22 protein-coding genes are annotated in these 25187 nt (G+C 66.9%); 9 read left to right on the forward strand and 13 right to left on the reverse strand.

Annotated features, from left to right (window positions below; all coding sequences use genetic code 11):
• Nucleotide 1: 1 nt before the first annotated feature.
• Complete coding sequence (locus N0B71_RS04405; RefSeq protein WP_259757485.1) at nucleotides 2-1441, reverse strand: cytochrome ubiquinol oxidase subunit I; 1440 nt, start codon at nucleotides 1439-1441, stop codon at nucleotides 2-4.
• A 457-nt stretch (nucleotides 1442-1898) separates the two neighbouring features.
• On the opposite strand from N0B71_RS04405, the gene N0B71_RS04410 reads away from it, so the two are divergent.
• The 3 genes from N0B71_RS04410 (at nucleotide 1899) to N0B71_RS04420 (ending at nucleotide 4947) form a co-directional block, all read left to right on the forward strand.
• Entirely contained in the window at nucleotides 1899-2678 is a 780-nt protein-coding gene (locus N0B71_RS04410; RefSeq protein ID WP_259757487.1) for a MetQ/NlpA family ABC transporter substrate-binding protein, read from the forward strand.
• A gap of 118 nt (nucleotides 2679-2796) precedes the next feature.
• Nucleotides 2797-3987, forward strand: coding sequence for a trans-sulfuration enzyme family protein (locus N0B71_RS04415; RefSeq protein WP_259757488.1), 1191 nt, complete (start codon nucleotides 2797-2799; stop codon nucleotides 3985-3987).
• Between the two features lie 18 nt (nucleotides 3988-4005).
• The gene (locus N0B71_RS04420) at nucleotides 4006-4947 is read left to right on the forward strand and encodes a sigma 54-interacting transcriptional regulator (RefSeq protein ID WP_259757489.1); all 942 of its coding nucleotides are present in this window, start codon (nucleotides 4006-4008) and stop codon (nucleotides 4945-4947) included.
• Nucleotides 4948-5005: 58 nt separating this feature from the next.
• Here the strand turns inward: N0B71_RS04420 and N0B71_RS04425 are convergent, their stop codons facing one another.
• The gene (locus N0B71_RS04425) at nucleotides 5006-5341 is read right to left on the reverse strand and encodes a hypothetical protein (RefSeq protein ID WP_259757490.1); all 336 of its coding nucleotides are present in this window, start codon (nucleotides 5339-5341) and stop codon (nucleotides 5006-5008) included.
• 774 nt (nucleotides 5342-6115) lie between these two features.
• Here N0B71_RS04425 and betT point away from each other — a divergent pair.
• The gene (gene betT, locus N0B71_RS04430) at nucleotides 6116-8074 is read left to right on the forward strand and encodes a choline BCCT transporter BetT (protein WP_259757491.1); all 1959 of its coding nucleotides are present in this window, start codon (nucleotides 6116-6118) and stop codon (nucleotides 8072-8074) included.
• A gap of 238 nt (nucleotides 8075-8312) precedes the next feature.
• Here betT and N0B71_RS04435 read toward each other — a convergent pair whose 3' ends face one another.
• The 7 genes from N0B71_RS04435 to yedA form a co-directional block, all read right to left on the reverse strand.
• Nucleotides 8313-10352 (reverse strand): OPT family oligopeptide transporter, encoded by a 2040-nt coding sequence (locus N0B71_RS04435; protein ID WP_259757492.1) that lies wholly within the window; start codon nucleotides 10350-10352, stop codon nucleotides 8313-8315.
• Nucleotides 10353-10652: 300 nt separating this feature from the next.
• Nucleotides 10653-11489 (reverse strand): taurine dioxygenase, encoded by an 837-nt coding sequence (gene tauD, locus N0B71_RS04440; protein WP_259757493.1) that lies wholly within the window; start codon nucleotides 11487-11489, stop codon nucleotides 10653-10655.
• 230 nt (nucleotides 11490-11719) lie between these two features.
• The gene (locus N0B71_RS04445) at nucleotides 11720-12538 is read right to left on the reverse strand and encodes an ABC transporter permease subunit (RefSeq protein WP_259757494.1); all 819 of its coding nucleotides are present in this window, start codon (nucleotides 12536-12538) and stop codon (nucleotides 11720-11722) included.
• The gene (locus N0B71_RS04450; RefSeq protein ID WP_259757495.1) at nucleotides 12528-13319 is read right to left on the reverse strand and encodes a taurine ABC transporter ATP-binding protein; all 792 of its coding nucleotides are present in this window, start codon (nucleotides 13317-13319) and stop codon (nucleotides 12528-12530) included. The genes N0B71_RS04445 and N0B71_RS04450 overlap by 11 nt, the downstream gene beginning before the upstream one ends.
• Nucleotides 13320-13449: 130 nt before the next feature.
• Nucleotides 13450-14469 carry a taurine ABC transporter substrate-binding protein gene (gene tauA / locus N0B71_RS04455; RefSeq protein WP_259757496.1) on the reverse strand — a complete coding sequence of 340 codons (1020 nt, stop codon included), beginning with the start codon at nucleotides 14467-14469 and terminating at the stop codon, nucleotides 13450-13452.
• Nucleotides 14470-14675: 206 nt separating this feature from the next.
• Nucleotides 14676-15578, reverse strand: coding sequence for an acyl-CoA dehydrogenase family protein (locus tag N0B71_RS04460; protein WP_259757497.1), 903 nt, complete (start codon nucleotides 15576-15578; stop codon nucleotides 14676-14678).
• Between the two features lie 159 nt (nucleotides 15579-15737).
• A complete protein-coding gene (gene yedA, locus N0B71_RS04465) occupies nucleotides 15738-16625 on the reverse strand; it encodes a drug/metabolite exporter YedA (RefSeq protein WP_259759472.1) in 888 nt (295 codons plus the stop codon).
• Between the two features lie 167 nt (nucleotides 16626-16792).
• Between yedA and N0B71_RS04470 the strand changes: the two genes are divergently transcribed.
• On the forward strand, nucleotides 16793-17239 hold the full coding sequence (locus N0B71_RS04470) for an Lrp/AsnC family transcriptional regulator (protein WP_259757498.1): 447 nt from the start codon (nucleotides 16793-16795) through the stop codon (nucleotides 17237-17239).
• A gap of 466 nt (nucleotides 17240-17705) precedes the next feature.
• Here the strand turns inward: N0B71_RS04470 and N0B71_RS04475 are convergent, their stop codons facing one another.
• Entirely contained in the window at nucleotides 17706-18983 is a 1278-nt protein-coding gene (locus N0B71_RS04475; protein WP_259757499.1) for an acetyl-CoA C-acetyltransferase, read from the reverse strand.
• 168 nt (nucleotides 18984-19151) lie between these two features.
• Here N0B71_RS04475 and N0B71_RS04480 point away from each other — a divergent pair, with 168 nt between their 5' ends.
• Entirely contained in the window at nucleotides 19152-20507 is a 1356-nt protein-coding gene (locus N0B71_RS04480; RefSeq protein WP_259757501.1) for a 3-oxoacyl-ACP reductase, read from the forward strand.
• 378 nt (nucleotides 20508-20885) lie between these two features.
• Here the strand turns inward: N0B71_RS04480 and N0B71_RS04485 are convergent, their stop codons facing one another.
• The 3 genes from N0B71_RS04485 to N0B71_RS04495 form a co-directional block, all read right to left on the reverse strand.
• Nucleotides 20886-21287: an EF-hand domain-containing protein gene (locus N0B71_RS04485; protein WP_259757502.1), complete on the reverse strand. Its 402-nt coding sequence runs from the start codon at nucleotides 21285-21287 to the stop codon at nucleotides 20886-20888.
• Between the two features lie 100 nt (nucleotides 21288-21387).
• Nucleotides 21388-21804: an STM0539 family protein gene (locus N0B71_RS04490; RefSeq protein ID WP_259757503.1), complete on the reverse strand. Its 417-nt coding sequence runs from the start codon at nucleotides 21802-21804 to the stop codon at nucleotides 21388-21390.
• 177 nt (nucleotides 21805-21981) lie between these two features.
• Complete coding sequence (locus N0B71_RS04495) at nucleotides 21982-22989, reverse strand: AraC family transcriptional regulator (RefSeq protein ID WP_259757504.1); 1008 nt, start codon at nucleotides 22987-22989, stop codon at nucleotides 21982-21984.
• Nucleotides 22990-23193: 204 nt separating this feature from the next.
• On the opposite strand from N0B71_RS04495, the gene N0B71_RS04500 reads away from it, so the two are divergent.
• From N0B71_RS04500 to N0B71_RS04510, 3 genes are read left to right on the forward strand one after another with little or no spacing between them, the layout of a single operon-like run.
• Nucleotides 23194-24051, forward strand: coding sequence for a MaoC family dehydratase (locus N0B71_RS04500; protein WP_259757505.1), 858 nt, complete (start codon nucleotides 23194-23196; stop codon nucleotides 24049-24051).
• Between the two features lie 46 nt (nucleotides 24052-24097).
• Entirely contained in the window at nucleotides 24098-24415 is a 318-nt protein-coding gene (locus N0B71_RS04505; protein WP_259757506.1) for a nucleotide pyrophosphohydrolase, read from the forward strand.
• Entirely contained in the window at nucleotides 24412-25182 is a 771-nt protein-coding gene (locus N0B71_RS04510; RefSeq protein WP_259757507.1) for a methyltransferase domain-containing protein, read from the forward strand. Before N0B71_RS04505 ends, N0B71_RS04510 begins: the two co-directional genes overlap by 4 nt.
• Nucleotides 25183-25187: the final 5 nt, after the last annotated feature.

Below are 25187 nucleotides of genomic sequence, written 5' to 3' on the forward strand. Positions count from 1 at the left end.
CTCAGTTCCTCCCTTCCAGGCTGTCGCTGTCGCCGTCTTCCAGGCCCTCGTCGGCCGCCGACAGCGGCCGTGCCGGTGTGCGTTTCTGCCCGGCGCCGCCGTGGCTGGTTTCGCGGCCTTCATGGGTGACCGGGCCCTTGCGGACCAGGCGCATCATGTAGCCGATTCCCACGCCGAACAGGGTGAAATAGACCAGCACGAACATCACCAGGGTCAGGCTCATCTGCGTGACGCTGTGATTGGACACCGCATCCGCGGTGCGCATCAGCCCGTAGACCACCCAGGGCTGGCGGCCGATCTCGGTGGTGAACCAGCCGGCCAGGATCGCGATCAGCCCGGACGGCCCCATCCACAGCACCAGGTGCAGGAAGGCGCGGTTCTCGAACAGCCGCTTGCGCCAGCGCAGCCAGACGCTCCACAGGCCCACCAGGATCATCAGCAGCCCCAGGCCGACCATGATGCGGAACGACCAGAAGATGATGGTGGAGTTGGGCCGGTCGGCCTTCGGGAAGTCCTTCAGCGCCGGGATCGGCTCGGTCAGGCTGTGGTTCAGGATCAGGCTGCCGAGCACGGGAATCTCGATCTTGAAGCGGGTTTCCTCGCGCTCCATGTCCGGCCAGCCGACCAGGATCAGCGGCGTCGGGCCGCCTTCGCTGTTGTCCCAATGGCCTTCGATGGCGGCGATCTTCGCCGGCTGGTGCTTGAGGGTGTTCAGGCCGTGGGCGTCGCCCACCATCGCCTGGATCGGCGCCACGATCAGCGCCATCCACATCGCCATGGAGAGCATCTTGCGGATCGCCGGGTTGTCGCGGCCGCGCAGCAGGTGCCAGGCCGCCGAGGCGCCGACGAAGAAGGCGGTGGCGACGAACGAGGCGATCGCCATGTGCAGCAGGCGATAGGGGAAGGACGGGTTGAAGATGATCGCCAGCCAGTCCACCGGCACCACGATGCCGTTGACGATCTCGTGGCCCTGCGGGGTCTGCATCCAGCTGTTGGAGGCGAGGATCCAGAAGGTGGAGATCAGCGTGCCGATGGCCACCATCACCGTGGCGAAGAAGTGCAGGCCCGGGCCGACGCGGTGCCAGCCGAACAGCATGACGCCGAGGAAGCCGGCCTCGAGGAAGAACGCCGTGAGCACTTCGTAGGTCAGCAATGGGCCGGTGACGCTCCCGGCAAACGCCGAGAAGGCGCTCCAGTTGGTGCCGAACTGGTAGGCCATGACGAGGCCGGAGACCACGCCCATGCCGAAGTTGACGGCGAAGATCTTCGACCAGAAGTGATAGAGGTCGCGGTAGACCTCCTCGTGCGTCTTCAGCCACAGGCCTTCGAGCACCGCCAGGTAGCTGGCGAGACCGATGGTGATGGCGGGGAAGATGATGTGGAAGGACACGGTAAAGGCGAACTGGATACGGGCCAGGTCGAGCGCCTCTAATCCGAACATGACAATTCCTCTTCAGGCTGACGCCCGCCACAGGGTTGGCCGGGCACCTTGCCTTGCGCATGCGCAGGGCGTTCTTGCGTGACGTGTTTTCGAGCCTGCCGGTCTGCTGCCGGTTCGACTTCATTTCGCTACAGACAGAATGGCCTGCGTTGCGCATTGACGCCGCTCAATGAAGCAAAGAGATATTACGCCTGCACCCCGCGCAAACCGCCGTGGTGGGTTGCCGCGCGACGGGGTGTCGCGCGACAGGTTGTCTCAGGCAGGGCCACCACCCTCCCTATGAACAAAATCGAATATGAAAATGAAAAATTAATATTTTATTGGAATAACAAATCCCGCTAACTTTCGTTGCAACCGCTGCCGAGTGAGCCGCGGAAACAGAATCCACCGCCCGTACGAAGGCCCCATCCCGGCCGGCCCGGACGCCAGCGGTCACCTGCCCCACAAGGACATCGCAATGAAAAAGCTGCTGCTTCTGACCGCCCTCGCCGCTGCCTTCACCACCTCGGCCTTCGCCACTGAAAAGCTGGTGGTCGCCGCCACCCCGATTCCCCACGCCGAGATCCTCGAGCTGATCAAGCCGACCCTGGCCAAGGAAGGCGTGGACCTGGAGATCAAGGTCTTCACCGACTACGTGCAGCCCAACGTGCAGGTTGCCGAGAAGCGCCTGGACGCCAACTACTTCCAGACCAAGCCGTACCTGGACAACTTCAACAAGGGCAAGGGCACCAACCTGGTCACCGTGACCGGCGTGCACGTCGAGCCCTTCGGCGGCTACTCGAAGAAGTACAAGTCCATCGACGAACTGCCTGACGGCGCCACCGTCGCCCTGCCCAACGAGGGCAGCAACAGCGGCCGTGCCCTGCTCCTGCTGCAGAAGGCCGGCGTGATCAAGCTGAAGGACCCGAGCAACGCCCTGGCCACCCCCAAAGACATTGCCGAGAACCCCAAGCACCTGAAGTTCAAGGAACTGGAATCGGCCCTGCTGCCGCGCGTGCTGGACCAGGTCGACCTGGACCTGATCAATACCAACTACGCGCTGGAAGCCAAGCTCAACCCGCTGAAGGACGCGCTGATCCTCGAAGACCGCAACTCGCCCTACGTGAACTACCTGGTGGCGCGCCCGGACAACAAGGACAGCGACGCGCTGAAGAAACTCTCCGCCGCCCTGACCAGCCCGGAAGTCAAAGCCTTCATCGAGAAGAAGTACAACGGCGCCGTGGTGCCGGCCTTCTGATCCGCCGCCCGGCTGAGCGCCGGGCGCAACGACTCCCACGCTGGGCGCACCTCGAGTGCACCCGCTTCAACGCCGGTGGGCAGGTTCCACCGGCGTTTTTCTTTACGAAGGTATTGCCATGAGCGACCACGCCAAAGGCCCCTCCACCCAGGCCGTACATGCCGGCCACGACGCCGACCGGCGCATGGTGACCCGCGCCAAGAGCCAGCCGATCTACCAGAGCTCGGTGTTCGTCTACGACTCCCTGGAGCAGGTGGACGACTTCCTCACCGGCAACCCCGACAACTACATGTACACGCGCATCGGCAACCCCAACCACAGCGCCGTGGAAGAACTGCTGCGCGAGCTGGAGGGCGGCGAAGACGCGCTGTTCTCCGCCTCCGGCATGGCGGCGATTTCCGCCGCGCTGCTGGGCGTGCTGGGCGCCGGCGACCACCTGATCGCCAGCCGCGAGCTGTACGGCACCACCCAGAGCCTGATCGAGAAGGAACTGGCGCGCTTCGGCATCACCTCCAGCCTGCTCGACCTCAACGACCTGGCCGCGGTGGAAGCGGCGATCACCCCGACCACCCGGCTGATCTACACCGAGACCGCGTCGAACCCGCTGGTGCGCGTGAGCAACATCCCGGCGCTGGCCGAGCTTGCCCACCGCCACGGCCTCAAGCTGCTGGTGGACAACACCTTCCTCTCGCCGGTGCTCTACCAGCCGCTGCGCGATGGCGCCGACCTGGTGATCCACAGCACCACCAAGTACCTCAACGGCCACAGCGACGCCATGGGCGGCGCGCTGGTGGGCGACGCGCAGTGGATCGCTGCCGCGCGGCGCTTCCAGATCAACGCCGGCGGCAGCGCCAGCCCCTTCGAGAGCTGGCTCAACTTCCGCGGCGCCAAGACCCTGGCCCTGCGCATGAAAGCCCATTCGCAGAATGCCCAGGCACTGGCCGAAGCCCTCGAAGCACACCCGCAGGTGGCGCGCGTGTTCTACCCCGGCCTGCCCTCGCACCCGGACCACGAGCTGGCGAAACGCCTGTTCCGCAAGGGCCACTCAGGCATGTTGAGCTTCACCCTGAAGGGCGGCCTGGACCAGGTCGATACCTTGATCGGCGAGCTGCAACTGGCCGCCTTCGCGCCCTCGCTGGCCGGCGTCGCCAGCAGCATCACCCACCCCGGCAAGACCTCGCACCGCGCGCTGTCCGCCGAGGCACTCACCGCGCTGGACATCCACGACGGCACCATCCGCGTGTCGGTGGGCATCGAGGACAGCGAGGACATCGTCCGCGACTTCCTGCAGGCGCTGGACGCGCTGTAGAGCAGAAGGAGATTCACCATGAACGCACCCCACACGCCGCAACCGCTGCTGACCTTCCCCGACGCCGACAAGAGCCCGCTGAGCATCCGCGCCAAGGCGCTGGTGTTCTTCGACCCGCGCTCCCATGAAGTGCGCGACGAGGTGGAGCGCCTGGCGCCGTTGCCGCAACCGGTGCTGATCCACGGCGAGACCGGAACCGGCAAGGAGCTGCTGGCCCGCCACATCCATCGCGCCAGCGAGCGCCCCGGCCTGTTCGTCGCGGTGAGCTGCAGCGCGCTCAGCCGCAACTACGCCGAGGCCGAGCTGTTCGGTTACGCACCGGGCGCGCACAACGGCCCGGTCGGCAGCCGCGCCGGCTGGTTCGGCTCGGCCAACGGCGGCACCCTGTACCTTGACGAGATCGCCGACCTGCCGCTGACGCTGCAACAGAAGCTGCTGCGTGTGCTGCAGGAACGCGAAGTGCTGCGCGTCGGCGCACGCGAGCCGGTGCCAGTGGACGTGCGCCTGGTCGCCGCCACCAGCATCGACCTGAGCCAGGCGGTGAAGGCGGGGAAATTCCTCGAAGGGCTGCAGCAGTACCTGCACGACGGCAACCTCACGCTGCCGCCGCTGCGCGAACGCATCGGCGATATCCAGCCGCTGGCCGAATACTTCCTCGGCGTGCATGCGCAACGCCTGGAACTGCCGGTACCGCAGATCGCCAGCGACACCCAGCGCGCGCTGGAAGGCTATGCGTGGCCGGGCAACATCCGCGAGCTGGAGAACGTCATCCACTTCGCCCTGCTGGTCAGCCCGGGCGACGAGATTCGACCGGAGCACCTGAACTTTTCCGGCGGCGCGGCCGGAACCGGAGGCGTCGCCCAGGTGAGCGAGGAGGCGCTGGAGCGCCTGGTGCGCCAGCCCGGCGTCGAAGCACAGCTGCGGGCACTGCTGCAGCGCCTGGAGCACGAGCGCGGCTGACGCCGCGCTGTAGTCGCCAGCGCGACCCGAAGGGCCGCGCACGGGCGACGGGGCAGGCTTACTTGGTGGCGGTGTTGGAGTGAGCGACCACCGGCGTGCACGACGGGTTGGTCAGCTTGGCCGGATCGGTCAGCAGGCCCGGCATCATGCGCGAGGTGCAGTTGAACACGCGGCCTTTGGTGGTGGTGGCGACGTAGGAGAGTTCCTGGCCGCCCAGGGCGTCCGGCTGACCAGCCTTGACGTCGCTGACGACCAGCTCGTCCGAGGACGCCAGACCGATCATCTGGGCAGTGGCGGCCTGCAGCGGAACGATGGCCTGGTTGGTGGTCATGGTCTGGCAGCCAGCCAGCGAAGCGAAGAATGCAGCGGCAAGGGCGATGCGTTTGAAATCCATCTCGTGATGCTCCCTGTTGGTGGTTTTTTGTCCTACGGGTGGGAGACTAACGGAACCGGCAAGTCAATCGCCATACTCGTTTCACAACTTTTTCACAAAATATTGCACGCGTGTTCAGGTTTTACAGCGCTGCCCCGCTCTATTTCGGGAATTGTGCTAAGCGAAGCGCTGTATCACCGCGCTGACAGCCGGTAAATCACGCGAAGGCCAGTAGCGGCGCTGAACCGTTTCACCTTTCGCGACGAACGGTCGCAGTGAAAGGCTTCGTCGACCTCAAGGAGCGCGAGAGGGAATCCTGAGCCATCAGTCAAAAACAGGATTATTATCCGATAATTCCTTCTAAAGCAGTCTCATCGACCATCTCAATACCTCCCATCAAGACCATTTACTTCTTTTCGTCACAATCTTCAGGGAAAATGGCTATCAGGCGGTCGGGACCCAATTTCCCCGGCGCCATTGGAGACTATCGTGACCAGCTTTGCCGCTCTTGCTAACTTCTTCGCCGCCACCGCTTTCCTGACCGCGCCCGTGAAGGCCGACCCGGAACGCCGTGAGATCCGTGAGGCGAAAAAGAACCGTCGCAAGTAAAGCAGTACCCGCTCCGCTCGGCCCTCGCACAGGGCCGGCGGCGGGACCATCGGTCCCGCCGATTGGCCTTTTCGGGCTCAATCGTGTTTTCATTGAATGCTTGTTCAAGGAAAATTTCGAGGGACCCCGCCCGTTTTGTCCGTTGCACAATCCTCCCCGTCCGTAACACCCTCCCCCGCCATGCGCATGAACCCGCCGGTCTTCTACGGTGCGGCCGCGCTGATCCTGCTCTTCGCCCTGATCGTCATCGCCCAGCCGCAACAGGCCGGTGAATGGCTGCTCGCCGCGCAGTCCTGGGCCGCCGATACCGTTGGCTGGTACTACCTGCTGGCGATGACGCTGTACCTGATCTTCGTGGTGGTCACCGCGCTTTCCGGCTATGGAAAGATCAAGCTCGGTGCCGACCACGACGAGCCGGAATTCAGCTACCTGTCCTGGGCCGGCATGCTGTTCGCCGCCGGCATCAGCATCACCCTGTTCTTCTTCTGCGTCTCCGAGCCACTGACCCACTTCGCCCAGCCGCCGCAAGGCGAGGCCGGCACCCAGGAAGCGGCGCGCCAGGCCATGCAGTTGCTGTTCCTGCACTGGGGCCTGCATGGCTGGGGCGTGTTCGCCCTGGTGGCGATGGCGCTGGCCTACTTCGCCTACCGCCACAACCTGCCGCTGGCGCTGCGCTCGGCGCTCTACCCGCTGATCGGCAAGCGCATCAACGGCCCCATCGGCTACACCGTGGACTGCTTCGGCATCATCGCCACGGTGTTCGGCCTGGGCGCGGACATGGGTTTTGGCGTGCTGCAACTCAACGCCGGGCTGGACTTCCTGTTCGGCATCGCCCACAGCCACCCGGTGCAGATGACGCTCATTGCGCTGATGATGGGCGCCGCCATCCTGGTGGCCGTGTCCGGCGTGGACAAGGGCATCCGCCTGCTGTCGGACATCAACATGCTGCTGGCCTGCGCGCTGCTGCTCTTCGTGCTGTTCGCCGGCCCCACCCAGCACCTGCTCAACACCCTGGTGCAGAACATCGGCGACTACCTGGGCAGCCTGCCGACCAAGAGCTTCGACCTCTACGCCTACGGCCACGGCGGCAGCGAATGGCTCGGCGGCTGGACGGTGTTCTACTGGGCCTGGTGGATTGCCTGGGCGCCCTTCGTCGGCCTGTTCATCGCACGCATCTCCCGCGGCCGGACGATTCGCGAATTCGTCTTCGGCGTGCTGTTCATCCCGCTGGGCTTCACCCTGGCGTGGATGTCGATCTTCGGCAACAGCGCCCTGGACCAGGTGCTCAACCACGGCTTCAGCGAACTGGGCCGGGTGGCCATCAGCGAACCGTCCATGGCGCTGTACCAGATGCTGCAGAACTACCCGGCCAGCCGCGTGGTGATCGCGGTGACGGTGCTGGTCAGCTTCGTGTTCTTCGTCACCTCGGCGGACTCGGGCACCGTGGTGCTGTCCACCCTCTCCGCCCACGGCGGCAGCGCCGACGACGACGGCCCGAAATGGCTGCGGGTGTTCTGGGGCGTGGCCACCGCACTGGTCACCGGCGGCCTGCTGTTCGCCGGCAGCATCGATGCGCTCAAGTCCGCGGTGGTGCTGACCTCGCTGCCCTTTTCGCTGATCCTGCTGCTGATGATGTGGGGCCTGCACAAGGCGTTCTACCTGGAATCCCAGCGCCAGCGGGCGCGCACCCATTCCCTGGCGCCGCCGCCGTCGGCCAAGCCGGGCGGCTGGAAGCGGCGCATTTCCCAGGCGGTGCACTTCCCCACCCGTGACGAGGTGTACCGCTTCATGGTCGACGTGGTCAGCCCGGCGATCGCCGAGGTGTCCGAGGTGTTCCGCGAAAAGGGCCTGCAGGTGGATTCGGACCTGGACCTGAGCAACCTGGAAATCGGCCTGGAGATCGGCCACGGCGCGCAGCATCCGTTCCTCTACCAGGTCTCGATGCGCGGCTACTTCACGCCATCCTTCGCCCGCGCCGGCATGGGCGGCCTGCACCTGAAGAACCGCCGCTACTTCCGCGCCGAGGTGCACCTCTCCGAAGGCAGCCAGGACTACGACCTGATGGGCTACAGCAAGGAGCAGATCATCAACGACATGCTCGACCAGTACGAGCGGCACCTGCAGTTCCTGCATCTGGTGCGCTGAGGGCGACATGCTCTGGTAGAAGCGGACCTTGTCCGCGAAATCGGCGTGGCCCTGCTGGACTTCGCGGACAGGGTTCGCTCCTACGCTGGGCACGGCGCCTCCCTGTAGGAGCGAGCTGGCTCGCGAACGGCCTCACCAGCTGCTCCGATGCCTAGCGGTTCGCGAGCAAGCTCGCTCCTACGAAAAGCCGGAATGAAAAAGGCGCCCGCAGGCGCCTTTTTCACAGTATCGCGGAGGATCAGCCGCGGGTGCCGCTCAGGACCTTGCGGTAGAACAGCACGCAGATCGCCACGAACACCACCAGGCCGAGCCATTGCGCGGTGTCCTCGAAGCCGCCGCCGACCAGCGCCAGCGGTGCGTCCTTGCCGGTGGTGCCGATCACCGCTGCCAGCAGGATGCCCATCAGGCTTTCACCGACGATCAGCCCCGAAGCCAGCAGCACGCCACGGCGCTTGGGCTCGTCGGCGTATTTCTCCACGTCCTTGCCGGCGGCCTGTGCGCGCTTGGCCAGGGCGGTTTCCAGCAGCCAGGCGATCACCGCGCCGACCACCAGGGTCATGCCGATGGTCGGTGGCAGGTAGATGCCCAGGCCGACGGCGAGCACCGGCAGGCTGGCCTTGCCGGTGCGGCGCAGCAGCACGTCCACCAGGATCAGCGCGATACCCAGCGCGACGCCGATGAGGATCATGTTCCAGTTCAGCGCGTTGTGGAAAATCCCGCTGGCAATGGCCGTCATCAGCGTCGCCTGCGGCGCGGCCAGCGCGGCGTTCGGGTCCATGCCCTCACGCGGCAGTGCGCCGGTGAAGCCGTAGGCGTTGAACAGCAGTTCCAGCACCGGCGGTATGACCAGGGCGCCCACCAGGCAACCGACGATCAGCGCCACCTGTTGGCGCCACGGGGTCGCGCCGACCAGGTAACCGGTCTTCAGGTCCTGCAGGTTGTCGTTGGAAATCGCCGCGATGGCGATCACCACCGAGGTGGTGAACAGCGCCAGGGCGATGGCCAGCTTGCCGCCCTGCTGGTCGAGGAAGCCGGCCTCCAGCGAGCCGACGCCGAGGATCAGCAGCGACACGAGGATCACCGCGATGATGCCGATGCCGGAGATCGGGCTGCTCGACGAGCCCACCAGGCCGGCCATATAGCCGCACGCGGCGGCGATCAGGAAGCCGAAGAAGAAGGCGAAGATCACGCAGACCGCCACCAGGCCCCAGAAGCCGAAACCGTGCAGGTCCGGCGCGGCCTCGCCCAGGAAGTGCGAGAACACCACGAACAGCGCCAGCAGCAGGACGCCGGCAATGGCGACGATCCACTTTGCGGACAGGTCCCGCTCGGTGCGCAGGTCGCTGCTTTCGCCACGACCGCTGACCGCGCTGAGCGAGGCCCAGACGCCCTGCACCATGGGCTTGAACAGGGTGGCCAGGGTCCACAGCGCGGCAATGCCGATGGTGCCGGCGCCGAGGAAGCGCACCTGGCTGCTCCACAGTTTGTTGGCCAGCTCCGGCAGGCTCTGCCCGGCGGCCAGCACGCTGTTCACCGACAGCAGCGGCACGGCCACGCCCCAGGCGATGACCACGCCGACCAGGATGGCGATGCCGGCGGTGATGCCCATCAGGTAACCGGCGCCAACCAGCGCCAGGGAGAAACCGGTGGACAGGCGGAACGCCGCCTGCCCTGCTGTGAGCCAGAAGCTGAAGCCTTCGGCGAGCACCTTGAAACCGCTGCTGAGCAGGCTGAACGCGGCGGCCACCACGCCACCGGCGAGGATGTCGCGCAGGCCCGGGCCGCCGGTTTTCGCCGGCTTGCCGGCCTTTTCCTCCTCTTCATCCTGGCTGCCGACGCGCAGGATCTCCGCCGCCGCCACGCCTTCGGGGTACGGCAGGTTGCTTTGCACCACCATCACCCGGCGCAGCGGAATGGTGTAGAGCACGCCGAGGATGCCGCCGATGGAGCAGATCGCGGCGGTCTGCCAGAACGGGAAGCCGCTCCAGTAGCCGATCATCAGCAGGCCAGGGAGGATGAAGATGATCGAGGACAGGGTGCCGGCCGCCGAGGCCTGGGTCTGCACCATGTTGTTCTCGAGGATGTTGGAGCCGGAGAAGTAGCGCAGCACGGCCATGGAGATGACCGCCGCGGGAATCGACGAGGCGAAGGTCAGGCCGACCTTGAGGCCGAGGTAGACGTTGGAGGCAGTGAACACCACGGTGATCAGCGCGCCCAGGATCAGGCCGCGAACCGTCAGCTCGGCGAGGTTGGACTCGTCGGGAATCCTTTCTTGCATGTAGGCAATCTCTTTATCAAGCGAAACTGCCAAAGCGTAGGACAGTGCGCCTTCCACCGCGACCCAGAATGGCGACGAATGCGGTCTGCGGTGCGGCTTTGTTGCCGCACGTCACGGGGATGGCGGGGAATTCCCAGCTGTTGCCGCCTTGCAGGAGCGAGCTTGCTCGCGAACGGACACTCCCTGATGCGTTCGGCGTCATGCGGTTCGCGAGCAAGCTCGCTCCTACGAAAAGCCGTCAGAGCGTAGGGCGAATAACGCCTGGGGCGTTATCCGCCGCATTGGCGGAGTGACAGCCTGTCAGAACGGCTTGTCGCCCAGGATGGTCGCGCGGTGCATCACCCGGCGTTGCGGGCGGTAGTCGTCCACCGCGTAGTGCTGGGTCACGCGGTTGTCCCAGAAGGCCACGTCGTTCTCCTTCCAGCGCCAGCGCACGGTGAATTCCGGGCGGGCGAAGTGGGCGAACAGCAGGTCGAGGATGGCGCGGCTTTCCGCCGGTTCCAGCTCGTTGATGCGGGTGGTGAAGCCGTCGCTGACGAACAGCGCCTTGCGTCCGGTGACCGGGTGCGTGCGGATCACCGGATGGCTGCGCGGCGGGTTCTTCCGGCGGGCTTCCTCCAGGCGGGCAAGGTCGGCGTCGGTGGCGCCGAAGCGCTCCTGGGGGAAGGATTTGCTGATGTCGTGGGTGGCCGTCAGGCCGTCGAGCAACTGCTGCAGCGGTTTGGACAGCGCCTCGAACGCGGCGATGCCGCTGGCCCACAGGGTGTCGCCGCCGTAGGGCGGCAGCTGCTTGGCAGCCAGCACGGCGCCCAGCGCCGGGGTTTCCAGGAAGGTCACGTCGGTGTGCCAGATGGCGTTGTCGCGCACATCGGTGACGGTGGTATCGAGGACGATGACTTCGCGCTGCTCGGGGGAGCTGGGGTAGATCGGGTGGATGTGCAGGTCGCCGAAGCGCGCGGCGAAGTTCGCCTGCTGGGTCGGGGTCAGCGGCTGGTTGCGGAAGAACAGCACGTGGTGATCCAGCAGGGCCTGCTCGATCTGGCGCTGCGCCGCGTCGTCCAGCGGATCGGCCAGGCGTACGCCGGATACAACAGCGCCCAGGGCCGGGCTGATGGGTTCGATGGTCAGGGTGGTCATGTTCGTGTTCTCTCGTGAGGTTCACGGGGAGAGCCCCTCTCCCCAGCCCTCTCCCTGAAGGGAGAGGGGGTTGTTCGGCGTGTTCGGATATTCCGGTGCTGTCCTGCATCCGCAGTTTCTTTCCGGGTGACAGAGGTGCTTGCATCCGCTCAAGGCCAGTCCCCTCTCCCGCTTGAGGAGCGGGGCGCGCAGCCAGGGTTAGGGAGAGGGGCTTTTAACTCTCGGCCTCGTCACTCCCAGGAAGCAAACCGCCGCTGCAACCAGCGCAACCCCAGCTCGAAGCTCAGCGCGATGGCGGCGATCAGCAGGATGCCCAGCACCACCACATCGGTGGCGAGGAACTGTGCGGCGGACTGCACCATGAAGCCCAGGCCGCGGTTGGCGGCGATCAGCTCGGCGGCCACGAGGGTCGACCAGCCCACGCCCAGGGCGATGCGCAGGCCGGTGAGGACCTCCGGCAGGGCGCTGGGCAGGATCACATGGCGCACCACCTGCAGGCGATTGGCGCCCAGGCAGCGCACGGCCTGGATGCGCGACTTGTCCACGCGGCGCACGCCGGCGGCGGTGGCGATCAGCAGCGGCGCGAACAGGGCGAGGTAGATCAGCAGCACCTTGGACAGCTCGCCGATACCGAACCAGATGACGATCAGCGGCAGGTAGGCCAGCGGCGGCACCGGGCGGTAGAACTCCACCAGCGGGTCGAAAGCCGCCCCCACGAGCGGGTTCAGGCCCATCAGGATGCCCAGGGGGATCGCCGTCAGCACCGCCGCGCCCAGCGCCAGCAGCACGCGCAGCAGGCTGGTGCCGACGTGCTGCCAGAGCGAGGCATCGACGTAGCCTTCGGCGAGCAGGCGCTGGAAGGCCTCCACCAGTTGCTCCGGCGCGGGCAGGAACAGCGTATCGACCCAGCCCAGGTGCGTGGCCAGCCACCACAGGACGAAGATGCCGCCGACACTGCCGGCGGCGGCCCAACGGCGGTAGTCGCGCGGCACGCTGCGGCCAGTCGGCGCGGCGGCCGGGAGTTTGGCGGCGAGGGTATCAGTGGGCATGCTCGGCCTCCGGTTCTTCGAGGAACTCATCAAGCAGCAGTTGGCGCAGACGCGCGAATTCCGGGTCGGACTTGATCGAACGCACCGGCTCGCCCGCGGCGTAGCGTCGTGCGAATTCCACCGGCAGGCGCTTGACGATGCGCGCCGGCGGGCCGTCCATCACCACCAGGTCGGTGGCGAGGAACAGCGCTTCATCGACGCTGTGGGTGATCAGGAACAGGCCCTTGCCGGTCTTGCGCCACAGGTCGAGGGTCAGCACCTGCATGCGCTCGCGGGTCAGCGCGTCGAGGGCGCCGAAAGGTTCGTCGAGCAGCAGGAAATCCGGCTCCACCGCCAGCGCGCGGGCCAGGCCCAGGCGTTGCCGCTGGCCACCGGAAAGCTGCGAGATGCGGTAGTCCGCGTGTTCGCCCAGGCCCACCAGCTTGAGCACGTCATGGGCGCGGGCGTTGCGCTCGGCGGCGCCAACGCCGCGGATGCGCAGGCCGAGGGCGACGTTGTCCAGCGCGCTCAGCCAGGGCATCAGCGCGTCGTCCTGGAACACCACGCCACGCTCGCCGCCGGGGCCGCTGAGGGTACGGCCGTCGATCTGCACGCGACCGCTGTCCGGCGCCTGGAAGCCCGCCAGCACGTTGAGCAGGCTGGACTTGCCGCAGCCGGACGGGCCGAGCACCACCAGGGATTCGCCCTTGGCCAGGCTGAGAGTGAGGTCCTGCAGCACGACGCGCTCGCGTCCGCGCTGCTGGAAGGTGAGGCTGACCGCCTCGGCCGTCAAACGGCTCATGTTCTGCCCTCCGTAGGGTGAGAAGAAATGCGTAATGCCCTCCGCAGGAGCGAGCTTGCTCGCGAACCGACCAGAGCTTCAGATCCAGCCGGTGTTCGCGAGCAAGCTCGCTCCTACAAAAAGCAACGCCTTAACGCTGCCCCACCTGCACGCTCTCCGCCTGGCGCACGTAGTCGGCGCTGACGTAGGGCGAGTAGTCCTTGAGCACCGACGGCACGCGCTTCTGCTCCTTGAGGAAGGCGGCGGTACCGGCGATGTCCTTGGCGGTGCCGCCGCCCAGCAGGGCCGACGACAGCTGGGCCTGGGCTTCGGGGAAGGCGGAGCCGGCCAGCAGTTCAGGCACGTCCTGCGGATCGGCGCCGGTCAGCTTGGCGATCTTCTTCACCTGCTCGGAATCGGCGGTCCACTGGGCCTTGTGGGCGTTGTAGTCGGCGAAGGAATCCAGGCTCACCTTGGCGAACTTGGCGATGATTTCCGGATGCTTCTCGGCGAAGTCCTTGCGGGCTACCCAGACCTCGAAGGTCGGTGCGCCCCATTGGCCGACTTCGGCGGCGTCGGTCAGCACCTTGCCGGACTTCTTGATCTCGCCCAGGGCAGGCGACCAGACGAAGGCACCATCGATGTCGCCACGGCGCCAGGCGGCGGCGATCTCGGTGGGGTTGAGGTTGACGATCTTCACCTTGGCCGGGTCGATCTTCCAGTGCTTGAGCGCGCCCAGCAGGCTGTAGTGCGAGGTGGAAACGAACGGCGTGGCGATGGTCTTGCCGACCAGGTCTTCGGGCTTCTCGATCTTGCTGCCGTTGCGCACCACCAGGGCCTCGGCCGAGTTGATCTGCGCGGAGACGATGAAGGCCACGATCGGCAGGCCGCGCGAGGTGGCGGCGGCCAGCGGGCTGGAGCCGAGGTTGCCCAGTTGCACGTCGCCGGAGGCGATGGCAGCAACCACTTCCGGGCCGCTGTTGAAGCGGCGCCAGTCGAGCTTCTCGCCGATGACCTTCTCATAGGTGCCATCGGCTTGCGGAACCTTGGTCGGGTCGATGCCGGTCTGGTAGCCGAGGACGATGTCGGCGAACGCAGCGCCCTGGAAGGACAGGGCAGCCGCAACAGCGACGCCGGCCAGCGCACGGCGTACGAAACGAGGTTTGTTCATGGTGGTTCCTCTGAAGATGACGGCGGTGCCGGCCTCACAGAGGGGACGGACCACGGGACGGGATTCGATGGGTTGAAACAGGTGTCCGGCGGTCCGGTAGAGCTAGATTACCGATATAAAAAACTTCGAATAAATACTTTTTAGTTCTTAACTTATGAGCGCCAGCGCTTGTCTCGATTCGGCTACAGGCCCCGTGGTTCGGCGCCTCAGGTGGCACCGGCGAGCAACCGGGCGCGGGTGCCTTCCTGGCGCAAGCCAACCTGCACCGCGTGTTGCGCCACGGCAGCGGTTTCCGCCACCAGGGTCGCCAGCGCCGCGCTGCGGCTGAAGCTCAGGGCGTTGCCCGCCGCCTGGGCCGATTCGAAGGCCACCGCCGACTGTTCCGACAGCCGCAGCCCCAGCCCCAACAGCCGCTGCAACTCCCCCGCCGCCGCCCGCGCCGGCAGGTTCTCGAAGGCCTGCACGGCCAGGCCCAGGGCGATGTTCGCCTGCAGCAGCCCGGCGAGGCTGCCGCGCAGTTGCGCACGGGGCGTCCACGGCAGGCCGGGCGGCTGCAGGATATCTTCTGGATGCAGGCGCACCTCATGGCAGCGCAGCAGCCCCCCGCCGTTGGGTTCGAAGCGATCCAGCCCGTCACGGTCCGCCGGCAGCGCAGCGATCAGCAGGCCTTCGCTGGGCGCATGGCGCGCCGAGATCAGCAGCCAGTCCACCGCCTCCGCCCCGAAGCAGTCGTGGCGCCCGCCCTGCAGCAGGAAACCACCGCGCCGATGCTCACGCGCCAGCAGACGGCTTTCCTGGTGATCCACCGCCTCGCCCCACAGCCATTCGCGCTCCACGCTGAGCGGCAGCAGGCGCTCGCGCTGCTCGGAGCTGCCCAGCAGCAACACGCTGGCCAGTTGCAGGTGATGCAGGGCGAACAGCCGCGCCAGGGTGCCGTCGCGCTCGGAGAGATCGCGCAGGGTCTGCAACACCTCGCCCCAGCCGGCACCGCGCCCGCCATATTCGCGCGGCACCGACAGGTCCAGCAGGCTGGACGCGCGCAGGGCATCGCTCCAGCGCTGGGTGGGTGAGAGTTGGGACAGAGAGGAAAGCGGTACCACCAGGCTCATGCACACCTCGGCTCGAAGGGTGGATCAGTGGCCTGGGCGTATGGCGCGCGGGTGTACTGAAAGGAAAGAAGAACGGCCTCCGAATGGAGGCCGTTTCATACCCTAGCGAATCGCGCGAGGGGCGCGAAATAACCTTTCGGGCTTAGCTCATGCCGCGACTTAGAGACCTTCCTTGCGCTGCCACTGCGGCAGACCGATCAGCACCACGGCGCTGATGATCACCGCCATCGCGAGGGATTCCGCCAGGCCGATGTGCTCGCCGGCGAACACCACGCCGAGCATCACCGCCACTGCCGGGTTGACGTAGGCATAGCTGGTGGCCGCCGCCGGGCGCACGTTGGCCAGCAGGTACATGTAGGCACTGAAGGCGATGATCGAGCCGAACACCACCAGGTAGGCCAGCGCGCCCCAGCCGGCGGCCGTGGGCATCTGCTCCAGGCGCTCGCCGCTGAGCAGGCTGCCCAGCAGCAGGACGCCGCCGCCCACCAGCATTTCCACCGCGCTGGCCATGGCGCCGCCGGGCAGGTCCAGGCGCCGGCTCCACACCGAACCGAAGGCCCAGGTGGCCGCGGCGAAGAGAATCAGCGCCGCGCCCGCCGGGCTGCCCTGCAGGTTCGAGCCGAGGTTGAGCAGCACGATGCCGAACAGGCCCAGGGCGATGCCGGCCCACTCCAGCGCATTGGTGCGGTTGCCGAAGAAGCGCCCGAACACCAGGGTGAACAGCGGCACCGTCGCCACCGCCAGTGCCGCCACGCCCGACGCCACGCCCCAGTGCTCGGCCACCGTGACCCCACCGTTGCCGCAGCTGAGCAGGAGGATGCCGATGGCGCCCGCCGACAGGCATTGCCGGAACGTCGGCAGCGGCGCCCCGCGCCAGAGCATCCAGCCGAACAGGATGGCCCCGGCGATGATGAAGCGGCAGCCGGCCATCAGCATCGGCGGCCAGGACTCGACGCCGATGCGGATCACCAGGTAGGTCGAACCCCAGATGAAGTAGAGGGCGAAGAAGGCGGCGATCAGGGTCAGTGAAATGCGGGCTCTGGGCATGGGCAGGGTAGTCATGGGAGGGGCTCGACAAGGCAGTCAGAGCGCTTCATTTTATGTAGGTCAATCGCCCCGGATAAGGCACAGACAACGCCAATACGGGCATAACACTTTTCATTCGACGGATTTTCAGCCGCCTTTCCGTTGAATCAGAAAACCGGAGACGGACCATGGACAAATACGACCGCGCCCTGCTCGCCGCCCTGCTGGAAGACGGCCGCCTGTCCTTCGCCGAACTGGCCCGGCGCATCAACCTGTCGCCACCGGCGGTCGCCGACCGCGTGGCGCGCCTGGAGGCCGACGGGGTGATCACCGGCTACCACGCCAGCGTAGACCTGTCGAAGCTGGGCCGCTCCATCCAGTGCCTGATCGAGTTGCGCCTGAACGACCACCGCAGCAAGACGATGCTCGACCCGCTGCTGGAGATCCCGCAGATCATCGACTGCTACCGCATCACCGGCGAAGCATGCGTGATGCTCAAGGTGGCGGTGAGCTGCACCCAGGAACTGGAAGAGCTGATCGACCGCCTCGCCCAGTTCGGCACCAGCAAGACCTCGCTGGTGCTCTCCACACCCTTTGCTCAGCGGGTACATCCGGGAATGTTGCAGGGTGGCTGAGCTGCCCTTCTAGAAGAAAATTGCGCACGGCGCCTTCGTAGGGGCGGACTTTGTCCGCGATCGCGGGCATGGCACGCTCCTACAAGGAGCTCAGCGTCAGCCGGTTGTCGTAGGAGCGAGCTTGCTCGCGAACATCGGCCGGTGCCGAAGCCAATTCGGTAGCGCGCCTAACACGCCAGCGTTATCCCTGCGCCCTAAAAGAAAATGCCACCCAGGCTTGAACCACCGATTCATCCTGTAGGAGCGGGCCATGCCCGCGATCGCGCGCATGGCGCGCTCCCACAAGGGGCTCGGCGTTCGCTGGTATTCGCGAACACTGGGCGGCACGAACGCCGGGCCCGTTCGCGAGCAAGCTCGCTCCTACAGGTCTTGCGGACAAAAAAAGGCGGCGCCGCTCGCGCGGTGCCGCCTGAAGTCACGGAGTTGCTTACATCGGGGAGGAAAGAATCCGTCCCGCTGTATTGGATTACCGTTCGACGATCGCGGTCACACCCTGGCCGCCTGCGGCACAAATCGAGATCAGTCCGCGCCCCTTGCCGGCGCCGTCCAGCAGCTTGGCCAGGTTGGCGACGATGCGCCCGCCGGTGGCGGCGAACGGGTGGCCGGCGGCCAGCGAACTGCCCTTCACGTTGAGCTTGCTGCGGTCGATGGAGCCCAGCGGGGCGTCGAGGCCCAGGCGGGTCTTGCAGTAGTCCGCGTCTTCCCAGGCCTTGAGGGTGCACAGCACCTGGGCGGCGAAGGCTTCGTGGATTTCGTAGAAATCGAAGTCCTGCAGGGTCAGGCCGTTGCGTGCCAGCAGGCGCGGCACCGCGTACACCGGCGCCATCAGCAGGCCCTCGTGGCCGCCGACGAAGTCCACCGCCGCCGCCTCGCCGTCCTTGAAGTAGGCCAGGATTGGCAAGCCGCGCGCCTTCGCCCATTCCTCGCTGGCCAAAAGCACCACCGAGGCGCCGTCAGTCAGCGGGGTGGAGTTGGCCGCCGTCAGGGTGCCTCGCGGGCCGCGTTCGAACACCGGCTTGAGGGTGCCGATCTTCTCCAGGTTGATGTCCGGGCGCAGGTTCTGGTCGCGCACCAGGCCGCGGAACGGCGTCATCAGGTCGTTCTGCCAGCCTTCGTCGTAGGCGGCGGCCAGCTTGTGGTGGCTTTCGAAGGCCAGCTTGTCCTGCTCGTCGCGGGGGATGGCCCAGGTCTGCGCCATCAGCTCGCAGTGCTCGCCCATGGACAACCCGGTGCGCGGCTCGCCGTTCTTCGGGATGTGCGGCATCAGGTGGCGCGGGCGGATCTTCAGCAGGCTCTTGATCTTCTCGCCGTTGGACTTGCCGCGGTTGGCCTCCAGGAGAATCTTGCGCAGGCCTTCGTTGACGCCGATGGGGGCGTCGGAGGTGGTGTCCACGCCGCCGGCGATGCCGCAGTCGATCTGCCCGAGGGCGATCTTGTTGGCCACCAGGATCGCCGCCTCAAGGCCCGTGCCGCACGCCTGCTGAATGTCGTAGGCCGGTGTTTCCGGCGCCAGCCGGGTGCCCAGCACGCACTCGCGGGTCAGGTTGAAATCGCGCGAATGCTTGAGCACCGCGCCGGCGACCACCTCGCCCAGGCGCTCGCCGTGCAGCTTGTAGCGCTCGATCAGGCCATCCAGCGCGCTGGTCAGCATCTCCTGGTTGCTCGCCGTGGCATACACGGTGTTGGAGCGGGCGAAGGGAATTCGGTTGCCGCCGACGATGGCGACCCGGCGCAATTGGGTCATGCAGAGCTCCTACAAGGGTGAGCGTTGAAGTGCGGTCAAGGCTAACCTTAGCCGCTTGTGTCGCATTGGCCGCCCCGCCGTTGCGCAGGTCAGCGCGGTCAATTGCGCCGAACCCGCCGCTGCGTAGAGTGGTCAGCACTTTAGAGAACCCGTGCAGGAGCCCGTTCCATGACCGATCGCTACATTGCCTTCGCCAACTCCAACGTCGGCCGCCGCCTGGTCGGAGCCCTCGGCCTGCCTGCGCCGGCCCGCCTGGAGCGCTGGAGCGCCGGGCGCACGCGGCCGGTGGACGGGGCGCTGCTGCTGGGCGGCGAGGGCAACCTGAACGAGGCGGTACTGCCCTTCGCCGAGCGCCTGACCGATGCGGTGTTTTCCTTCAGCGAAGGCCAGTACGGCCTGCCACGCTGGACCGCCGAACACGGCCCCCGGCTCAAGGCCATCGTCTTCGATGCCAGCGGCCTCAACCGTTTCGAACAGACCCTCGAGCTGCGCACTTTCTTCCAGGGCGTCCTCAAGGGCCTGGATAAATGCCCCCATGTGGTGATCCTCGGCCGGGCCCCGGAATCGCTCAAAGACCCCATCGCCGCCAGCGTGCAGCGCAGCCTGGAAGGCTTCAGCCGCTCCCTGGGCAAGGAAATCCGCCGGGGCGGCAACGTGCAACTGGTCTATGTCGGCAAGGGCGCCGAGGACCAGCTCGAAGGCGCGCTGCGCTTCTTCCTCTCGCCCAAGAGTGCCTACGTCTCCGGGCAGGTGGTGCGCCTCGCCGCCTACGACAAGCAGGTGCAGGACTGGAGCCGCCCCCTGGTGGGCAAGCGCGCACTGGTGACCGGCGCCGCCCGCGGCATCGGCGCGGCGATTGCCGAGACCCTCGCCCGTGACGGTGCCGAGGTGGTGCTGCTGGACGTGCCGCCGGCCAAGGAGGCCCTCGACGCCCTCGCCGCGCGCCTGGGCGGTCGTGGCGTGGCGCTGGACATCTGCGCCGCCGATGCCGGCGCGCAATTGGTGGCGGCATTGCCCGACGGCGTGGACATCGTGGTGCACAACGCCGGCATCACCCGCGACAAGACCGTCGCGAAGATGAGCGAGGCGTTCTGGAACTCGGTGATCGATGTGAACCTGAAGGCCCCGCAGGTGCTGACCCAGGCGCTGCTGGACGCGAACAAGCTGCACGATGACGGCCGCGTGGTGCTGCTCGCCTCCATCAGCGGCATCGCCGGCAACATGGGCCAGACCAACTACGCGGTGAGCAAGGCCGGCCTGATCGGCCTGGCGCAGGCCTGGGCGCCGGCGCTGGGCAAGAAGGGCATCAGCATCAACGCGGTGGCGCCGGGCTTCATCGAAACCCAGATGACCGCCGCCATCCCGCTGACCATCCGCGAGGCCGGCCGACGCATGAACTCCATGGGCCAGGGCGGCCTGCCGCAGGACGTCGCCGAAGCCGTGGCCTGGTTCGCCCAGCCGGGTTCGGGCGCGGTGAGCGGGCAAGTGCTGCGGGTATGCGGGCAGAGCCTGCTGGGCGCGTGAGTCGTTGACCGCGCTGCGCGGCGCGGCGCGGCGCCATGAAGTGCCGCGCCAGGCCGGCCCTCTCCCCAACCCTGGCGGCGCGCCCCGCTCCGAAGGGAGAGGGGGACAGGATGATGCAGGTTGAAACCACAGCGTAAGCCGGCACAGATAGCTCCCTCTCCCTTCAGGGAGAGGGCGGGGGGAGAGGGGGAACCAGGCACGGCCATCCAACAGCAGGCCGCTGCTCCTACAAGGTCAGGAACCCCAACATCCCAACTCTATCCCGCAGTCGGGAGAGGCATCGCCGTGCACCGGCGGAAGGCCTGCCAGCACGAGCCGCTCCCTAGGCAGCAATGCGCGGAAAAACACCAAGGCACCGGCGCTCGAAACTTCCCTGGATCACCCCCGCGCCGCCACCAGCGCCTGAAACTCTTCCTCGCTCAGGCGCTGGTCGCCATCGCGATCCCCGCGCACGATCAGCGCCGGCTGCTGGCTCATGAACTCCACCAGGTTGATCGCACCGTCGCCATCCGCGTCCGGCCAGGCGATGGCGTTGGGCGAGACGTTCACGCTGGGGTTCGGCGGGGTCACTTCCTCGCGGCTGAGCAGCCCATCCTGGTTGCGATCCAGGCGGTGGAACATCCGGTCGCGCATGGCCGCCATGTCACTGGCCTCGATGTAGCCGTCGCCATTGCGGTCCAGGCGGGAAAACGCGCTTTCGCTCATCTCTCCCGCCACGGCGCAGCGAGCGCCCAGGGTCAGCGCGGCGAGCAGCAGGGCTTGGCAGAGTCGGCTTTGCATCGGGGATTCCTTGCAGTGGGAAGACCGCGAAAGCCTATCCACAGACGCGCTCGAAAGGGTTCGATCGAGGTGGGCCACCAGCTCGGCAGCCGACGAGCTCTCAGCGGGCCGGGAAGGGTTTATGGGCCGACACGCCGGTTTCGCCGGGCAGGGAGACGTAGGTGACGCGCTTTCCGTTCTTGAACAGCAGCGCGCCATTACCGTGCCGGGTCTTCTCGATGCTGATCCTGTCGCCGGGTCGTATCCTGGCCTTTGTCGCCGCCTTCACCGGCACCTGCAGTGTGATGGGCTGCCCGGCATTGTTCGTTGCGGTGATCTGGGTGGCCAGCGGTGCGGTGATCCTTCTTACGGACGCGACGACGGCGCTCACCGGCAATGACACCGGCGTCAGCAAGCTGCCCACCACCCGTTCCGCGCGCTCGGCGCTCACCGCCGGGGCCGTCTGATACGCGCTCGCCAGCGGTTGCGCCCAAGCCAGGCAAGGCAGACAGAAAGCAGCGATCAGCAGGGATAACATCGGTGTACGCACAACAATTCTCTGACGGGAATACAGGCGCCGTATTTCAATCAGGGCATCGCCACGCCTCAACCGAGGCCACAGCCAAAACCGCACCACGCCCCGTGAGTGTGGTGCAATTCATACATTGAACGATGAGTTGTCGCAGCGTGTGTCAGGCCGCTGCGCCAGCGGCGCTCACTCCGCAGGCTGCTGCGGGCGACCGCGCCGGCGGAATTCCACCGGGGTCTCGCCGACCCAGCGCTTGAACGCGCGGTAGAAGGTGCTCGGCTCGGAGAAGCCGGTGCGCTCGACGATGACCTCGATGCGCTCGTCGGTCTTGAGCAGCAACTCCTTGGCCAGGCGGCAGCGGTAGTCGGTGACCAGGTCGTTGAAGCGCACGCCGGCCATGGCCAGGCGTTCGCGCAGGCGGCGCGCCGGCATGTCGAGACGGGCGGCGACCTGCTCCAGCGTCGCACCGCCATCCACCAGCAACTCGCCGATCAGCTCGCGCACCTTGCGCACCAGGTCCAGGCGCTCCACTTCCGCCAGTTGCCGGCGCGCCAGGGACTCGTGCATGCGCAGCAGTTCAGGGGCGGCGTGGCGCGAGGGCTTGTCCAGCACCCGGGCATCGAACACCAGGGCATAGCGCTCGGCGCCCAGCACCGCGGGGCAGCCATAGACTTCGCGGTAACGCTCGGCGGGCGCGCCCTCCTCGTGCATCAGCTGCACTTCGTGGGGCTTGAAGTCGCCTTCGGTGAGCGCGTGGAACAGGCGGACCACCGCGCCGGCCAGCATCTCGGGGAAGTGTCGATTGGTCCCGGCGGTGTGGCCGAGCAGCAGCACGGCCTTCTCGCCCTCCACTTCCAGGCGGGCGTTGAGGGTGTCGGAGAGCAGGCGCACGTAGCGCAGGGCGTGGCGCAGGCCTTCGCCGAAGGTGGCGCTGGAGAGGAACAGGTATTCCAGCAGCAGGCCGTGGAAGGCCGGCAGGTGACCGGCCAGGTAGAGGCCGACGTGCTCTTCGCCGCACTCGTCGGCGGCAGCCTTCCAGAACAGGTTCTGTGCGCTGTGGGGGAATCGTCCGGCAGGCAGGCTGCCAGGCGGCAGGCCGACGCGAGCCAGCACGCGGTCGGGGTCGTTGCCGCTGGCGCGCAGGGCGTCGATCACCGGGCGCATCAGCGCCACATCGTCGGTCAGATCACGCATGGTGTTTTTTCTAGTTATCCATGAGGCGGGCCCATCTTAGGCAGCTTTCCTATCGCCCCTCAAGAGAATCAGGAAGCAGGTTGAGGGAAATATCCGAGCAATCTGGCAGTCACATTGACTTGCCTGCCGCGCGCCGCGTAGCCACGGCCAATGCCCGCGCCCCAGCACTGGCTAAGCTGATTGAATACTGCAAGGAGATACCCGATGCCCCGCGATTGGCTTGACCTGTCCGCCCCACCCGCCCTCACCGGCCTGTTCGCCCGCGCCGCCGTGCGCCGCGGCGTGCGCGGCCGCAGCCTGCCGACGCGCGGGCTGCGCTGCCCGGTCACCGTCGATCCGAAGCACCTGGAGCGTTACCGCAAGGTCTGCGGTTTCGCCGACAACCACCTGCTGCCGCCCACCTATCCGCACATCCTCGCCTTCGGCCTGCAGATGGGCCTGCTCACCGATGCGCGCTTCCCCTTCCCGCTGCTGGGCCTGGTGCACCTGGAAAACCGTATCAGCGTGTTGCGCCCGCTCGGCGGCCTGGGGCCGTTCAACGTCAGCGTGCGGGTGGACGACCTGCAACCCCACGAGAAGGGCGTGACCTTCAGCATCATCACCCAGCTGCACGACCAGCTCGGGCTGCTCTGGGAGGGCGACAGCCGCATCCTGTTCCGTGGCCTGCGCCTGGACGGGACGCCGCCGGCGCGCGAAGACGTGGCCGAACTGCCGCTGGAGCAGATCGACGCCTGGAGCTGCCCGGCGGACATCGGCCGGCGCTACGCCCGCGTGGCCGGCGACTACAACCCGATCCACCTGTCCGCCGCCAGCGCCAAGTTGTTCGGCTTCCCCCGCGCCATCGCCCATGGCCTGTGGAACAAGGCGCGCAGCCTGGCCGCGCTGGGCGAGCGCCTGCCGATGGCCGGCTATCGGGTCGAGGTGCGCTTCCAGAAACCGTTGCTGCTGCCCGCCCAGGTCAACCTGCTGGCCAGCGAGCCGGCGCCCTCCGGGCAGTTCAGCCTGCGCGGCAAGGACGGCTTGCCGCACATGGCCGGCAGCTGGAGCGCGCTGGACGTTTGATGCGCCAGGCTTGAAGCTATGGGGCTCACGTTGGAGCCCCATCTGCATGAACCTCGAAGCCATCACCGCGCGCCTGCACGCCATCCGCGACCACAACGACTGGAGTCGCTTCCACAGCCCGAAGAACCTGGCCATGGCCGCCAGCGTGGAAATGGCCGAGCTGGTGGAAATCTTCCAGTGGCTGCGCGAGGACGAATCGCGCCAGCTGCCGCCGGAAACGCTCGCCCACGCCGGGCAGGAAGTCGGCGACATCGTCCTCTACCTGCTGCTGATGTGCGCGGAGCTGGGCATCGACATGAACCAGGCGGTGCTCGCCAAGCTCGCCGACAGCGAGCGGCGCTTCATCGAGGGAGGCGCCAAGTGAGCGAATCCCCCAAGACCGGCGACCGCCATTTCGACGAACTGGCGACGCGCTTCGCCGAGAAGATCTACGGCGGCGCCAAGGGCGCCATCCGCCTTGCCGTGCTGCAGGCCGACCTCGCCGAGGCACTGCCCGAGCGCCCGCTGCGCGTGCTGGATATCGGCGCAGGGCTGGGGCACATGTCGCTGTGGCTGGCCGGGCGCGGACACCACGTCACCCTCGCCGAACCCGCCACACCCATGCTCGAAGGCGCGCGCCAGCGCTTCGAGGAAGCCGGCCTGCACGCCACCTTCATCGAGGCGCCCTGGCAGGACCTGCTCGGCCAGCTCAACGAACCCTACGACCTGGTGATCTGCCACGCCGTGCTGGAGTGGCTGGCCGAGCCGCTGGCGATCCTGCCCGTGCTGCACCAGCTGACCCGCGCCGATGGCTGGCTGTCGCTGGCCTTCTACAACCGCGACGCGCTGATCTACCGCAACCTGCTCAAGGGTCACTTCCGCAAGCTGCGCAAGAACCGCTTCGCCGGTGAAAGACAAAGCCTGACCCCGCAGGAGCCACTCGACCCGCGCGTGCTCGAAGCCGCCATGGCCGGCCACTGGCGCATCGAGGCGCGCAGCGGCGTGCGGGTGTTCCACGACTACATGCCGGTGGAGTTCCAGCACAAGGCCGAACCGCTGGACCTGGTGGAGATGGAACTGCAATACCGTCGACATCCTGCCTTCGCCGGGCTCGGCCGCTACCTGCACTGGCTGTGCCGGCCGCAGGATTAGGTGCA

The organism is Pseudomonas sp. GCEP-101, from assembly GCF_025133575.1.
GTDB classification, from domain to species: domain Bacteria; phylum Pseudomonadota; class Gammaproteobacteria; order Pseudomonadales; family Pseudomonadaceae; genus Pseudomonas; species Pseudomonas nitroreducens_B.

Coding starts and splice junctions, on each gene's coding strand:
- N0B71_RS04405 (WP_259757485.1), bottom strand. CDS start 1,441: ATGTTCGGATTAGAGGCGCTCGACCTGGCCCGTATCCAGTTCGCCTTT.
- N0B71_RS04410 (WP_259757487.1), top strand. CDS start 1,899: ATGAAAAAGCTGCTGCTTCTGACCGCCCTCGCCGCTGCCTTCACCACC.
- N0B71_RS04415 (WP_259757488.1), top strand. CDS start 2,797: ATGAGCGACCACGCCAAAGGCCCCTCCACCCAGGCCGTACATGCCGGC.
- N0B71_RS04420 (WP_259757489.1), top strand. CDS start 4,006: ATGAACGCACCCCACACGCCGCAACCGCTGCTGACCTTCCCCGACGCC.
- N0B71_RS04425 (WP_259757490.1), bottom strand. CDS start 5,341: ATGGATTTCAAACGCATCGCCCTTGCCGCTGCATTCTTCGCTTCGCTG.
- betT (WP_259757491.1), top strand. CDS start 6,116: ATGAACCCGCCGGTCTTCTACGGTGCGGCCGCGCTGATCCTGCTCTTC.
- N0B71_RS04435 (WP_259757492.1), bottom strand. CDS start 10,352: ATGCAAGAAAGGATTCCCGACGAGTCCAACCTCGCCGAGCTGACGGTT.
- tauD (WP_259757493.1), bottom strand. CDS start 11,489: ATGACCACCCTGACCATCGAACCCATCAGCCCGGCCCTGGGCGCTGTT.
- N0B71_RS04445 (WP_259757494.1), bottom strand. CDS start 12,538: ATGCCCACTGATACCCTCGCCGCCAAACTCCCGGCCGCCGCGCCGACT.
- N0B71_RS04450 (WP_259757495.1), bottom strand. CDS start 13,319: ATGAGCCGTTTGACGGCCGAGGCGGTCAGCCTCACCTTCCAGCAGCGC.
- tauA (WP_259757496.1), bottom strand. CDS start 14,469: ATGAACAAACCTCGTTTCGTACGCCGTGCGCTGGCCGGCGTCGCTGTT.
- N0B71_RS04460 (WP_259757497.1), bottom strand. CDS start 15,578: ATGAGCCTGGTGGTACCGCTTTCCTCTCTGTCCCAACTCTCACCCACC.
- yedA (WP_259759472.1), bottom strand. CDS start 16,625: ATGCCCAGAGCCCGCATTTCACTGACCCTGATCGCCGCCTTCTTCGCC.
- N0B71_RS04470 (WP_259757498.1), top strand. CDS start 16,793: ATGGACAAATACGACCGCGCCCTGCTCGCCGCCCTGCTGGAAGACGGC.
- N0B71_RS04475 (WP_259757499.1), bottom strand. CDS start 18,983: ATGACCCAATTGCGCCGGGTCGCCATCGTCGGCGGCAACCGAATTCCC.
- N0B71_RS04480 (WP_259757501.1), top strand. CDS start 19,152: ATGACCGATCGCTACATTGCCTTCGCCAACTCCAACGTCGGCCGCCGC.
- N0B71_RS04485 (WP_259757502.1), bottom strand. CDS start 21,287: ATGCAAAGCCGACTCTGCCAAGCCCTGCTGCTCGCCGCGCTGACCCTG.
- N0B71_RS04490 (WP_259757503.1), bottom strand. CDS start 21,804: ATGTTATCCCTGCTGATCGCTGCTTTCTGTCTGCCTTGCCTGGCTTGG.
- N0B71_RS04495 (WP_259757504.1), bottom strand. CDS start 22,989: ATGCGTGATCTGACCGACGATGTGGCGCTGATGCGCCCGGTGATCGAC.
- N0B71_RS04500 (WP_259757505.1), top strand. CDS start 23,194: ATGCCCCGCGATTGGCTTGACCTGTCCGCCCCACCCGCCCTCACCGGC.
- N0B71_RS04505 (WP_259757506.1), top strand. CDS start 24,098: ATGAACCTCGAAGCCATCACCGCGCGCCTGCACGCCATCCGCGACCAC.